The following is a 13,665-nucleotide window of genomic DNA, read 5'->3' on the forward strand; positions in this document are numbered from 1 at the left end:
AGAATCCCTCCCTGCCAAATCATTGGCAGATGCATCTTCGTAATACCAAAAAAATCTTACTCTTAATAAATCACTTTAACTTTAAGCCATAGCTCCATGAGCTATTTGCGGTTGTTGAGTCAAAAACATCGCCGAACTCGCGTTTCTCCTCCTTTTACACTCCTAAATCTCCGTTCTGTAAGGCTTTTCCTTGAATCCGCGCCTTGACGGTGTGGTGGGCGCATTCCTATAGTGTGCGCAAGTGGCGGAAAGTGGCACAAAGTGGGTTTTTTGAACGTAAAACGCTAAAATTTGGAGAAACGCATCTGTGTTTCGCGGAGCTAACGCTATCAGTCTCGATGCAAAAGGCCGTCTCGCCATGCCGAGCCGGTATCGTGACGAGCTCATTTCGCGAAGTTCAGGCCAGTTAATCATCACGATTGATGCCGTTGACCCTTGTTTGTGTGTTTACCCGCTCGATGAGTGGGAGCTGATCGAAACCAAGTTGCGCGCTCTGCCTTCATTGCGTGAAGAAAACCGCCGCCTGCAGCGTTTGCTGATTGGTAATGCCGTCGACCTTGAACTCGATGGCAGTGGGCGTTTTCTGGTGCCACCGCGTTTGCGCGAGTACGCCAAGCTGGATAAGCGCGCAATGCTGGTGGGCCAACTGAACAAGTTCCAATTGTGGGACGAAGATGCCTGGGATGCTGTTTCTGCAGCGGACCTGGCTGCTATTCAACAACCGGGCGCGATGCCTGATGAACTGCGTGATTTGATCCTGTGACTATTGATAGCGGCTTTAACCACATCACCGTACTGCTTGACGAAGCCGTTGAGGCTCTCGCCGTACGCGCGGATGGCTGCTATTTGGATGGCACCTTCGGCCGGGGCGGGCACAGTCGGTTGATACTCAGCCAGCTCGGGTCCGACGGTAAGCTCCTCGGGTTCGACAAAGACCCTCAAGCGATTGCCACCGGGCAAGCGCTAGCGGCCGAAGACGGCCGCTTTGTCGTTGTACAGCGCAGCTTTGCCGAGCTGGGTGCCGAAGTCGCCGAGCGCGGCATGGCAGGCAAGGTGGCCGGGGTTTTGCTCGATCTGGGCGTGTCTTCGCCGCAGCTCGATGACCCGGAACGTGGCTTCAGTTTCATGAACGACGGCCCGCTCGACATGCGCATGGACCCTACCCGTGGTGTCAGTGCCGCGCAGTTCATCGCCACCGCGCCGGTGGAAGAAATTGCCCGCGTGTTCAAGGAATACGGTGAAGAACGCTTCGCCGGCCGCATGGCCCGTGCCGTGGTCGAACGCCGTGAAATCCAGCCGTTCGAACGCACCGCTGACCTGGCCGAAGTGCTGAAAGTCGCCAACCCTGCCTGGGAAAAGGGCAAGAACCCGGCGACCCGTGCGTTCCAGGGCCTGCGCATTCACGTCAACAACGAATTGGGCGATCTGGAAGCCGGCCTCGAAGCCGCACTGGAAGCCCTGGAAGTGGGCGGTCGCCTGGTGGTGATCAGCTTCCACTCCCTGGAAGACCGCATCGTCAAACTGTTCATGCGTCGTCTGGTCAAGGGCGAGTCCGATAACCTGCCGCGCAACCTGCCGGTGCGTTTCGAAGCCTTTGTGCCGAAAATCAAAATCCATGGCAAAGCGCAGTTCGCTTCCGAAGCCGAACTCAAGGCCAACCCACGTTCCCGTAGCGCCGTCATGCGCGTTGCGGAGAAGTTGCGGTGAGCAAGCTTTTCGCCAAGCCCCTTCCGGGCGGCAGCTTCTTTATGTTGCTGCTCTTTATCGGCGTGCTGGTGTCCGCGATTGCGGTGTCCTACAGCGCCCACTACAACCGCCAATTGCTCAATACCCTGTACGGGGAATTGAGCGTGCGTGATAAAGCGCAGGCGGAGTGGGGCCGGTTGATCCTCGAGCAAAGCACCTGGACCGCCCATAGCCGCATCGAAGTGCTGGCGACCGAGCAGTTGAAGATGCACATTCCGGGCGCGGCCGAAGTTCGGATGGTGGCGCCATGATGAAACTTGAAGGCGCACTCTACCCTTGGCGCTTCCGCCTGATGCTGGGTTTGCTAGCCTTGATGGTGGGCGCGATTGCCTGGCGGATCATCGACCTGCAAGTGGTTGACCGTGACTTCCTGATCGGCCAGGGCGACGCCCGGAGCCTGCGGCATATCCCGATTCCTGCGCACCGCGGTCTGATCACCGACCGTAATGGCGAGCCTCTGGCCGTCAGTACTCCGGTAACCACCCTGTGGGCCAACGCCAAGGAATTGCAGGTTGCCAAGGACAAGTGGCCGGAACTGGCCGCCGCCCTGGGCCAGGACCCAAAAGCCTTGTCCGAGCGCCTGGAAGCCCAGGCCAATAAAGAATTCATCTACCTGGTTCGCGGCCTGACCCCTGAACAGGGCCAACAGGTGCTCGACCTTAAAGTCCCCGGTGTCTATGGCATCGAGGAGTTTCGTCGTTTCTACCCGGCCGGTGAAACCACCGCGCACATGGTTGGCTTTACCGACATCGATGACCACGGCCGTGAAGGCGTGGAACTGGCCTACGACGAATGGCTGGCCGGGGTTCCCGGCAAACGGCAGGTCATCAAGGATCGACGCGGCAGACTGATCAAGGATGTCCAGGTCACCAAAAACGCCAAGGCCGGTAAGCCCTTGGCGTTGTCGATTGACCTGCGCCTGCAATACCTGGCCAACCGCGAGCTGCGTAACGCGATCATCGAGAACGGCGCCAAGGCCGGCAGCCTGGTAATCATGGACGTGAAGACCGGCGAGATCCTCGCCATGGTCAACCAGCCGACCTACAACCCGAACAACCGTCGCAACCTGCAACCGGCGATGATGCGTAACCGCGCAATGATCGACGTGTTCGAGCCGGGTTCGACCATGAAAGCCATCTCCATGAGTGCTGCCCTGGAAACCGGGCGCTGGAAGCCGAGCGACAAAGTCGAGGTTTATCCAGGCACCTTGCAGCTGGGCAAATACACCATTCGTGACGTGTCCCGCACTGAAGGTCCGGTGCTGGATTTGACAGGTATTCTGATCAACTCCAGTAACGTCGGCATGAGTAAAGTTGCCTTCGATATCGGCGGCGAAACCATCTATCACCTGGCGCAAAAAATCGGCTTGGGCCAACCCACCGGCCTGGACTTCCCAGGCGAGCGCGTGGGCAACCTGCCGAACTACCGCGACTGGAAAAAGGCCGAGACAGCCACGCTTTCCTACGGCTATGGCCTGTCGGTGACCGCGATCCAGCTGGCTCACGCATTCTCTGTATTGGCCAACAATGGCCGCATGGTTCCACTGAGCCTGATCCACGTCGACGAAGCACCGAAAGCCACCCAGGTGATCCCGGAAAACGTCGCCAAGACCATGCAAGGCATGCTGCAACAAGTGATCGAAGCGCCGCGTGGTGTGTTCCGTGCCCAGGTGCCGGCGTATCACGTGGCAGGCAAGTCTGGTACCGCACGTAAAACGTCGGTCGGCACCAAAGGCTACGCCGAGAACTCGTACCGCTCGCTGTTCGCCGGCTTCGGCCCGATGAGCGATCCGCGCTACGCCATCGTTGTTGTGATCGATGAGCCAAGCAAGGCCGGCTACTTCGGTGGCCTGGTATCGGCACCGGTGTTCAGCAAAGTGATGTCCGGCACCCTGCGCCTGATGAACATTACGCCGGACAACCTGCCGCCGACTCAACAAGCGAACGCCGGTCCACCGGCCGCTGCTGCCAAAGCCAATGGAGGGCGCGGCTGATGTCTCTTAGCTTGAACAAGATTTTTGCCCACGCCGGACGCGATCTGCTGATCCGCGAATTGAGCCTGGACAGCCGTAACGTACGCGCCGGTGACCTGTTCCTGGCCGTGCCTGGCGGCAAGTTCGATGGCCGTGCGCACATCGCCGATGCCCTGCAACGTGGTGCGGCAGCCGTGGCGTACGAAGTGGACGGTGCCACCGTGCTGCCGATCACCGACGTGCCATTGATTCCGGTCAAAGGCCTGGCTGCGCAGCTCTCGGACATCGCCGGGCGCTTTTATGGCGACCCAAGCCGTCAACTGAACCTGATCGGCGTGACCGGCACCAACGGCAAGACCAGCGTGACCCAGTTGGTCGCCCAGGCGCTTGACCTGCTGGGTCAGCACTGCGGCATTGTCGGCACGCTCGGCACTGGTTTTTATGGCGCGCTGCAAAGCGGCCTGCACACCACGCCAAACCCGATTGCCGTACAAGCGACCCTGGCCGACCTGAAAAAGGCCGGTGCCAAGGCGGTTGCCATGGAAGTCTCCTCACACGGTCTGGACCAGGGCCGTGTTACCGCGCTGGCCTTCGATGTGGCGGTGATGACCAACCTGTCCCGCGATCACCTCGACTACCACGGCACCATGGAGGCGTACGCCGCCGCCAAGGCCAAGCTGTTCGCCTGGAATGACCTGAAATGCCGGGTGGTGAATCTCGATGACGCTTTTGGCCGCCAGCTGGCTGCCGAGGACAGCGAATCGCGCCTGATCACCTACAGCCTGGAAGATTCCAGCGCCTACCTGTATTGCCGCGAAGCCCAATTCAATGATGAAGGCGTGCTCGCCACGCTGGTCACGCCGCAGGGCGAGCACCACTTGCGCAGCACCTTGCTCGGCCGTTTCAACCTGAGCAATGTGCTGGCTGCCATCGGCGCGCTGCTTGGCCTGGATTACGCACTGGATGAAATCCTGCGCGTGCTGCCCAAGCTCGAAGGCCCGGCCGGTCGCATGCAGCGTTTGGGCGGTGGCTCGCAGCCGCTGGTGGTGGTCGATTACGCCCACACCCCGGACGCTTTGGAAAAAGTCCTCGAAGCCTTGCGCCCACATGCCAAGGGCAAGTTGCTGTGCCTGTTCGGCTGCGGCGGTGACCGTGACCGCGGCAAACGTCCGTTGATGGCCGAGATCGTCGAGCGTCTCGCCGATGGCGTGCTGGTTACCGACGACAACCCGCGCAGCGAAGACCCAAGCCAGATTTTCGACGACATCCGTGTTGGCTTTAAAGACGCGTCCAAGGCTACTTTCGTGGCCGGTCGCGGCGCCGCCATTGCCCAATTGATTGCCAGCGCCAGCGCTGACGACGTGGTAGTGCTGGCTGGCAAAGGTCACGAGGACTACCAGGAAATCAACGGCGAGCGCCATGCCTTCTCCGATCTGGTCGAGGCCGACCATGCCTTGACCGCCTGGGAGGTTGCCCATGCTTAAAGCGATGACCTTCAGCGAACTGACCCAGGCCCTGTCGGCCCGCGTAGTGTCGAGCGATTGCAGCTTCCACGGCGTCAGTATCGACAGCCGTAACATCAAGCCTGGGCAATTGTTTGTGGCCTTGGCCGGCCCGCGTTTTGATGGTCACGACTACCTGAACGACGTCGCTGCCAAAGGTGCCGTGGGTGCATTGGTGCAGCGTGAAGTGACCGATTCCACCTTGGCGCAATTGCTGGTTGCAGATACCCGTTTGGCCTTGGGCCAGTTGGGTGCATTGAACCGCGCCGCCTTTGATAAGCCGGTTGCAGCCATCACCGGCTCCAGCGGCAAAACCACGGTCAAGGAATTGCTCGCCGGTGTCCTGCGCACGCGCGGGCCGGTGCTCGCCACCCGTGGCAACCTGAACAATGATTTCGGCGCGCCGCTGACCCTGCTCGAGCTGGCCCCGGAACACACGGCGGCGGTGATCGAACTGGGTGCTTCGCGCATCGGCGAAATCGCCTACACCGTGGCGCTGACCAAGCCTCACGTGGCGATTATCAACAACGCCGGCACCGCCCATGTTGGCGAGTTCGGTGGCCCGGAAAAAATCGTCGAAGCCAAGGGCGAAATCCTTGAAGGCCTCGATGCATCCGGCACCGCTGTATTGAACCTCGACGACAAGGCCTTCGAGACCTGGCGTGTACGTGCCGCCGGTCGCAAGGTGCTGACGTTTGCCGTGGCCAATGCCGCCGCTGATTTTCACGCCTCCAACATCACCGTTGATGCCCGAGGCTGCCCGTCCTTCACCTTGCACACCCCGCAAGGCGACGAGCACGTGCAATTGAATCTGCTCGGCAACCACAACGTTGCCAACGCTTTGGCCGCCGCCGCCGCTGCGCATGCCCTGGGTGTGTCGCTGTTCGGTATCGCTACCGGCCTGGGCGCAGTGCAGCCGGTCAAGGGCCGCACCGTCGCGCAGCTGGCGACCAACGGCATGCGCGTGATCGACGACACCTACAACGCCAACCCGTCCTCCATTAATGCCGCTGTTGACCTGTTGAAGGGCTTTGCCGGGCGCAAGGTTCTGGTGCTGGGTGATATCGGCGAATTGGGCGACTGGGCAGAGCAAGGCCACCGCGAAGTCGGTGCCTACGCCAGCGGAAAAGTCGACGCGCTCTACGCCGTCGGCCCAAACATGGCGCACGCCGTCGATGCCTTTGGCCTCGGCGCGCGGCATTTCGCAACCCAGGCCGAGCTGATCCAGGCGCTGGGCGTGGCTGAACAAGACAAACACACAACCATTTTGATCAAGGGATCGCGCAGCGCGGTGATGGAAAACGTCGTCGCGGCCTTGTGTGGCTCAAGTACGGAGAAACATTAATGCTGCTGCTGCTGGCTGAGTATCTGCAACAGTTCCACAAAGGCTTCGCGGTCTTTCAGTACCTGACCCTGCGCGGGATTCTGGGTGTGCTGACCGCGCTGTCTCTGTCGCTGTTCCTGGGGCCGTGGATGATCCGCACCCTGCAGAACCTGCAAATTGGTCAATCGGTTCGCAATGACGGCCCGCAGTCGCACCTGTCCAAATCCGGCACCCCGACCATGGGCGGTGCGCTGATCCTCTCGTCCATCGGCATCAGCACCTTGCTCTGGGCCGACCTGCATAACCGCTACGTGTGGGTGGTGCTGCTGGTGACCCTGTTGTTCGGCGCCATCGGCTGGGTCGATGACTACCGCAAAGTGATCGAGAAAAACTCCAAGGGGCTGCCAAGCCGCTGGAAGTATTTCTGGCAGTCGGTATTCGGCCTTGCCGCCGCGATCTTCCTGTACACCACCGCGCCAAGCGCGGTGGAAACCACCTTGATCATTCCAATGCTCAAGGACGCCAGCATTCCACTGGGCATCGGCTTCGTGGTGCTGACCTACTTTGTGATCGTCGGCTCCAGCAACGCGGTGAACCTGACCGACGGCCTCGACGGCCTGGCGATCATGCCGACGGTGATGGTCGGCGGTGCGCTCGGCATTTTCTGCTACCTGTCGGGTAACGTGAAATTCGCTGAATACCTGCTGATCCCGTATGTACCGGGCGCGGGCGAGCTGATTGTGTTCTGCGGCGCGCTGATCGGCGCCGGCCTGGGCTTCTTGTGGTTCAACACCTATCCCGCACAAGTCTTCATGGGCGACGTCGGCGCACTGGCGCTGGGCGCAGCTCTGGGCACCATCGCGGTGATCGTTCGCCAGGAAATCGTGCTGTTCATCATGGGCGGTGTGTTCGTGATGGAAACCCTGTCGGTGGTCATCCAGGTGGCTTCCTTCAAATTGACCGGGCGCCGCGTGTTCCGCATGGCGCCGATTCACCACCACTTTGAACTCAAGGGCTGGCCCGAGCCACGCGTGATTGTCCGTTTCTGGATCATCACCGTGATTCTGGTACTGGTCGGCCTTGCCACCCTGAAACTGAGGTAGAAACGAGTGTCCCTGATCGCTTCAGACCACTTCCGCATCGTTGTCGGCCTCGGCAAGAGCGGCATGTCCCTGGTTCGCTTCCTGGCGAACCGGGGCACGTCGTTTGCCGTCGCCGATACGCGGGAAAATCCACCGGAGCTGGTCACGCTGCGCCGTGACTACCCGCACGTGGAAGTGCGTTGTGGCGAGTTGGATGTCGAGTTTCTGTGCCGCGCCGATGAACTGTACGTGAGCCCCGGCCTGGCCCTGGCGACACCGGCTTTGCAAGCCGCCGCCGCACGTGGCGTGAAGCTCTCCGGCGATATCGACCTGTTCGCGCGTAACGCGAAAGCGCCGATTGTGGCCATCAGCGGCTCCAACGCGAAAAGCACCGTGACCACCCTGGTCGGCGAGATGGCGGTTGCGGCCGGCAAGCGCGTGGCCGTGGGCGGTAACCTCGGCACGCCGGCGTTGGACCTGCTCAGCGACGACGTCGAGCTGTACGTGATGGAACTGTCGAGCTTCCAGCTCGAAACCACCCACGACCTCGGCGCTGAAGTCGCCACCGTGTTGAATGTGAGCGAAGACCACATGGACCGTTACAGCGGCCTGCCGGCCTATCACCTGGCCAAGCACCGGATCTTCCGCGGTGCCCGGCAAGTGGTGGTCAACCGCCAGGACGCCCTGAGCCGTCCGCTGATGGGCGAAGGCCTGCCGTGCTGGACCTTCGGCCTCGGCAAACCTGACTTCAAAGCCTTCGGCATCCGCGAAGAGAACGGCGAGAAATACCTGGCCTTCGAATTCCAGAACCTGATGCCGGTGCGCGAGCTGAAAATCCGTGGCGCGCATAACCAGTCCAATGCCCTGGCGGCGCTGGCACTCGGTCACGCTGTTGGCCTGCCGTTCGATGCCATGCTCGCAAGCCTGCGCACATTCGCCGGGCTTGAGCACCGCTGCCAGTGGGTCCGCGACCTCAACGGCGTCAGCTATTACAACGATTCCAAGGCCACCAACGTCGGTGCCGCCTTGGCTGCCATCGAAGGCCTTGGCGCCGATATCGAAGGCAAGCTGGTGCTGATCGCCGGTGGCGATGGCAAAGGCGCCGACTTCAAGGACCTTAAAGGTCCGGTGGCTGCCCATTGCCGCGCCGTGGTGCTGATGGGCCGTGATGCTGACTTGATCGCCGCTGCCCTCGGTGACGCCGTGCCGCAAGTGCGCGCGACGTCCCTGGACGACGCTATCGCTCAGTGCAAAGCCCTGGCCCAGCCGGGCGATGCCGTGCTGCTGTCGCCAGCGTGCGCCAGTTTCGACATGTTCAAGAACTACGAAGAGCGCGGCCAGCTGTTCGCTCGCGCCGTGGAGGCCTTGGCATGAATTTCAGAAATATCATCAAACCGTACCCGTCGCCGATCATTACCGGGCGCGGCGTCGACCTTGATTTCCCGATGCTCGCCGGGTGTCTGGCGCTGCTGGGCCTGGGCCTGGTGATGATCACCTCGGCGTCCTCCGAAGTGGCCGCCGTGCAGTCGGGCAACACCCTGTACATGATGATCCGCCACTTGGTGTACCTGGTGATCGGCCTTGGCGCGTGCATCGTCACCATGATGATCCCGATCGCCACCTGGCAGCGCCTGGGCTGGATGATGCTGATCGGTGCGTTCGGCTTGCTGATCATGGTGATCCTGCCCGGCATCGGCCGCGAGGTGAACGGTTCGATGCGCTGGATCGGCTTCGGTGCGTTCAACGTGCAGCCGTCGGAAATCGCCAAGGTGTTCGTGGTGATCTACCTGGCCGGTTACCTGGTACGCCGTCAGAAGGAAGTGCGCGAAAGCTGGATGGGCTTCTTCAAGCCATTCATCGTGCTGCTGCCAATGGCCGGCCTGTTGCTGATGGAGCCCGACTTCGGTGCCACCGTCGTGATGATGGGCGCGGCCGCCGCGATGCTGTTCCTCGGTGGCGTCGGCCTGTTCCGCTTCACCTTGATGGTGGTGCTGGCCGTGGCCGCCGTGACGGTGCTGGTGCAGGCGCAACCCTACCGGATGGCCCGTCTGATTACCTTTACCGACCCGTGGTCCGACCAGTTCGGTTCCGGCTACCAGCTGACCCAGGCGTTGATCGCCTTTGGCCGCGGCGAGTGGCTGGGCGTGGGCCTGGGCAACAGCGTGCAGAAGCAGTTCTACCTGCCCGAAGCGCACACCGACTTCGTGTTCTCGGTACTTGCCGAAGAGCTTGGCGTGGTGGGTTCGCTGTGCACCGTCGCGCTGTTCGTGTTCGTGTGTGTACGCGGCATGTACATCGGCTTGTGGGCCGAGAAGGCCAAACAGTATTTCGCCGCGTATGTGGCGTACGGCTTGTCGTTCCTGTGGATCGGCCAGTTCCTGATCAACATCGGCGTGAACGTCGGCCTGCTGCCGACCAAGGGCTTGACCTTGCCGTTCCTCAGTTACGGCGGCAGTTCGTTGGTGATTTGCTGCGCGTGCCTGGGGTTGCTGCTGCGCATCGAGTGGGAGAGTCGAACCCACTTGGGCAGCGAAGAGATGGAATTCAGCGAAAGCGATTTTGCCGAGGAGCCGAACCATGGGCGCTAACGTGCTGATCATGGCGGGCGGCACCGGGGGCCACGTGTTCCCGGCCCTGGCGTGCGCGCGTGAATTTCAGAACCGCGGCTACACCGTGCATTGGCTCGGCACGCCGCGCGGCATCGAAAATGAATTGGTGCCGAACGCCGGCTTGCCACTGCATTTGATCAACGTCGCCGGCTTGCGCGGCAAGAGCAAGTTGTCCCTGCTCAAGGCGCCGTTCGTGTTGCTCAAGGCAGTGTGGCAGGCGCGCAAAGTCATGCGTGCAGTGAAGCCGGTATGCGTGCTGGGTTTTGGCGGTTATGTGACCGGCCCTGGCGGCGTTGCCGCCAAGCTGGCTGGCGTGCCGGTGATCGTGCACGAGCAGAACGCCGTCGCCGGTACCGCGAACCGCCTGCTGGTGCCGTTGGCCTCGCGTGTGTGTGAAGCGTTCCCGAAAACCTTTGCAGCCTCGGACAAGTTGCGCACCACCGGCAACCCGGTGCGCACCGAACTGTTCATGGCCATTGCCCGTGAGGCGCTGGCCGGGCGCAAGGCGCATCTGCTGATCCTCGGCGGAAGCCTGGGTGCCGAGCCACTGAACAAATTGCTGCCCGAAGCGTTGGCTCAACTCCCCGTGGAGTTGCGCCCGGAGATCTTCCATCAGGCCGGCAAGAATCACGATGAAATCACCGCTGCTCGCTACCGCGAGGCCGGTGTCGAGGCGAATGTGCAGCCCTTCATCAAAGACATGGCCCACGCCTATGGCTGGGCCGACCTGGTGGTTTGTCGCGCTGGTGCGCTGACCGTCAGTGAACTGGCCGCCGCCGGTCTGCCGTCCTTGCTGGTGCCTTTGCCCCACGCGATTGACGATCACCAGACCCGCAACGCCGAATATTTGGCCGGGGAGGGCGCTGCCTTCCTGCTGCCGCAAAGAACGACTGGCGCCGCCGATTTGGCCGCACGCCTGACCGAGGTTTTGATGCAACCGGAACGACTCAACAGCATGGCGAGCACCGCAAGCCGCCTGGCCAAACCTGACGCAACCCGCACCGTGGTCGACATCTGCCTGGAGGTGGCCCATGGTTGAGAATCAGAAAGCCATGCCACAACCTGAGATGCGCCGCATCCGTCGCATCCACTTCGTCGGCATCGGCGGCGTGGGCATGTGCGGGATTGCCGAAGTGCTGCTGAACCTGGGCTACCAGGTGTCCGGCTCTGACTTGAAAGAGTCGCCGGTCACCGAGCGCCTGAAGTCGTTCGGTGCGCAGATCTTTATCGGCCACCGCGCCGAAAACGCTGCCGAGGCTGATGTACTGGTGGTTTCCAGTGCCGTGAACACCTCCAACCCGGAAGTGGCCACCGCCCTTGAGCGCCGTATTCCGGTGGTGCCGCGCGCCGAGATGCTCGCCGAGCTGATGCGCTACCGCCACGGCATTGCCGTTGCCGGTACGCACGGCAAAACCACCACCACCAGCCTGATCGCTTCGGTGTTCGCCGCCGGTGGCCTGGACCCGACGTTCGTGATCGGTGGCCGTCTGAATGCAGCTGGCACCAACGCCCAGCTCGGCACCAGCCGCTACCTGATCGCCGAAGCCGATGAAAGTGACGCGAGCTTCCTGCACCTGCAGCCGCTGGTCGCGGTGGTTACCAACATCGACGAAGACCACATGGCAACCTACGACGGTGACTTCAACAAGTTGAAGAAAACCTTCGTCGAGTTCCTGCACAACCTGCCGTTCTACGGTCTGGCGGTGGTATGCCTGGACGATCCGGTAGTGCGTGAAATCCTGCCGCAGGTCAAGCGTCCGACCGTGACCTACGGCTTCAGCGAAGACGCTGACGTGCGCGCGATCAATGTGCGCCAGGAAGGCATGCAAACCTTCTTCACCGTGCTGCGCCCTGACCGCGAGCCGCTGGATGTCTCGGTGAACATGCCGGGCAACCACAACGTGCTCAACTCTCTGGCGACCATCTGCATTGCCTCCGATGAGGGCGTCAGCGATGAAGCCATCGTTGAAGGCCTGTCGCGTTTTGCCGGTGTTGGTCGTCGCTTCCAGGTCTACGGCCAACTGCCGGTAGACGGCGGCGACGTGATGCTGGTCGACGACTACGGTCATCACCCGACCGAAGTGGCCGCCGTGATCAAAGCCGTGCGCGGTGGCTGGCCGGAGCGCCGCCTGGTGATGGTGTACCAACCGCACCGCTACAGCCGTACCCGCGATCTGTACGACGATTTCGTCAATGTATTGGCCGATGCCAACGTGCTGCTGCTGATGGAAGTCTACCCGGCCGGTGAAGAGCCGATCCCGGGCGCCGACAGCCGCAAGCTATGCAACAGCATCCGCCAGCGTGGCCAGTTGGACCCGATCTACATCGAGCGCGGTGTGGACCTGGCGCCCATCGTCAAGCCGCTGCTGCGTGCCGGCGACATCCTGCTGTGCCAGGGCGCCGGTGATATCGGTGGCCTCGCGCCTAAATTGCTCGCGAGCCCCTTGTTCGCAACTGCGCAGGGGAAGTCGAAATGACCACGAACTACGACGCCCTGTTTTCCACGATCACGCCTGCCGACTTCGGCCGCGTAGCGGTGCTGTTTGGCGGCAAGAGTGCAGAGCGTGAAGTCTCGCTCAAGTCCGGCAATGCCGTGCTTGAGGCACTGCAAAGCGCCGGCGTGAATGCGTTCGGTATCGACGTGGGCGATGATTTCCTCGCCCGCCTGCAGGCCGAAAAAATCGACCGTGCCTTTATCATCCTGCACGGTCGCGGCGGTGAAGACGGCAGCATGCAAGGCTTGCTCGAGTGCGCTGGCATCCCTTACACCGGCAGCGGCATTCTTGCCTCGGCACTGGCGATGGACAAGTTGCGCACCAAGCAGGTGTGGCACAGCCTGGGTATTCCAACCCCACGTCACAGCGTGCTGTGCAGCGAAGACGATTGTATTTCTGCAGCCAAGGAACTGGGCCTGCCTTTGATCGTCAAACCAGCCCATGAAGGCTCCAGTATCGGCATGGCCAAAGTGAACTCGGCCGCCGAATTGATCGACGCATGGAAGGCGGCAAGTACCTACGATTCGCAAGTGTTGGTGGAACAGTGGATCCAAGGTCCCGAGTACACCATCGCCACCCTGCGTGGCCAGGTATTGCCGCCTATCGCATTGGGCACGCCCCACACCTTTTACGATTACGACGCCAAGTACGTGGCTTCCGATACTCAGTACCGGATCCCGTGTGGCCTTGACGCAACCAAGGAACAGGAATTGATGGACCTCACGGCGAAAGCCTGTGAGGCGCTGGGTATCGCCGGTTGGGCGCGGGCAGACGTGATGCAGGATGACCAGGGGAATTTCTGGTTCCTTGAAGTCAACACTGCGCCGGGTATGACCGATCACAGCCTGGTACCTATGGCAGCCCGTGCAGCCGGTCTGGATTTCCAGCAGTTGGTGCTGGCGATCCTCGCTGACAGCATTGAGCCAAGAGGCTAA

General features: G+C 61.5%; 12 protein-coding genes. All 12 read left to right on the plus strand.

Annotated features, from left to right (window positions below):
• The first annotated feature begins 307 nt into the window (after positions 1–307).
• From mraZ to ABWL43_RS04825, 12 genes are read left to right on the plus strand one after another with little or no spacing between them, the layout of a single operon-like run.
• Positions 308–763: a division/cell wall cluster transcriptional repressor MraZ gene (gene mraZ, locus ABWL43_RS04770; protein WP_003171868.1), complete on the plus strand. Its 456-nt coding sequence runs from the start codon at positions 308–310 to the stop codon at positions 761–763.
• Positions 760–1,707, plus strand: a complete 948-nt coding sequence (gene rsmH / locus ABWL43_RS04775) for a 16S rRNA (cytosine(1402)-N(4))-methyltransferase RsmH (protein ID WP_012722289.1) — start codon at positions 760–762, stop codon at positions 1,705–1,707. The genes mraZ and rsmH overlap by 4 nt, the downstream gene beginning before the upstream one ends.
• The gene (ftsL, locus tag ABWL43_RS04780) at positions 1,704–1,997 is read left to right on the plus strand and encodes a cell division protein FtsL (protein WP_016974244.1); all 294 of its coding nucleotides are present in this window, start codon (positions 1,704–1,706) and stop codon (positions 1,995–1,997) included. Before rsmH ends, ftsL begins: the two co-directional genes overlap by 4 nt.
• Positions 1,997–3,739: a penicillin-binding protein 2 gene (locus ABWL43_RS04785; RefSeq protein WP_164487968.1), complete on the plus strand. Its 1,743-nt coding sequence runs from the start codon at positions 1,997–1,999 to the stop codon at positions 3,737–3,739. The genes ftsL and ABWL43_RS04785 overlap by 1 nt, the downstream gene beginning before the upstream one ends.
• Positions 3,739–5,202: a UDP-N-acetylmuramoyl-L-alanyl-D-glutamate--2,6-diaminopimelate ligase gene (locus ABWL43_RS04790; RefSeq protein ID WP_369303435.1), complete on the plus strand. Its 1,464-nt coding sequence runs from the start codon at positions 3,739–3,741 to the stop codon at positions 5,200–5,202. Before ABWL43_RS04785 ends, ABWL43_RS04790 begins: the two co-directional genes overlap by 1 nt.
• A complete protein-coding gene (gene murF, locus ABWL43_RS04795) occupies positions 5,195–6,565 on the plus strand; it encodes a UDP-N-acetylmuramoyl-tripeptide--D-alanyl-D-alanine ligase (RefSeq protein WP_404486950.1) in 1,371 nt (456 codons plus the stop codon). Before ABWL43_RS04790 ends, murF begins: the two co-directional genes overlap by 8 nt.
• Entirely contained in the window at positions 6,565–7,647 is a 1,083-nt protein-coding gene (gene mraY, locus ABWL43_RS04800) for a phospho-N-acetylmuramoyl-pentapeptide-transferase (protein WP_003171875.1), read from the plus strand. The genes murF and mraY overlap by 1 nt, the downstream gene beginning before the upstream one ends.
• Before the next feature lie 6 nt (positions 7,648–7,653).
• Positions 7,654–9,000, plus strand: a complete 1,347-nt coding sequence (gene murD, locus ABWL43_RS04805) for a UDP-N-acetylmuramoyl-L-alanine--D-glutamate ligase (protein WP_169368248.1) — start codon at positions 7,654–7,656, stop codon at positions 8,998–9,000.
• On the plus strand, positions 8,997–10,214 hold the full coding sequence (ftsW, locus tag ABWL43_RS04810) for a putative lipid II flippase FtsW (protein WP_106579565.1): 1,218 nt from the start codon (positions 8,997–8,999) through the stop codon (positions 10,212–10,214). Before murD ends, ftsW begins: the two co-directional genes overlap by 4 nt.
• On the plus strand, positions 10,204–11,274 hold the full coding sequence (gene murG / locus ABWL43_RS04815; protein WP_145166179.1) for an undecaprenyldiphospho-muramoylpentapeptide beta-N-acetylglucosaminyltransferase: 1,071 nt from the start codon (positions 10,204–10,206) through the stop codon (positions 11,272–11,274). Before ftsW ends, murG begins: the two co-directional genes overlap by 11 nt.
• On the plus strand, positions 11,267–12,712 hold the full coding sequence (gene murC, locus ABWL43_RS04820; RefSeq protein ID WP_145166180.1) for a UDP-N-acetylmuramate--L-alanine ligase: 1,446 nt from the start codon (positions 11,267–11,269) through the stop codon (positions 12,710–12,712). The genes murG and murC overlap by 8 nt, the downstream gene beginning before the upstream one ends.
• The gene (locus tag ABWL43_RS04825) at positions 12,709–13,665 is read left to right on the plus strand and encodes a D-alanine--D-alanine ligase (RefSeq protein WP_145166181.1); all 957 of its coding nucleotides are present in this window, start codon (positions 12,709–12,711) and stop codon (positions 13,663–13,665) included. Before murC ends, ABWL43_RS04825 begins: the two co-directional genes overlap by 4 nt.

Origin of the sequence: Pseudomonas sp. HT11, from assembly GCF_044875395.1 — a bacterium.
Classification (GTDB): Bacteria; Pseudomonadota; Gammaproteobacteria; order Pseudomonadales; family Pseudomonadaceae; genus Aquipseudomonas.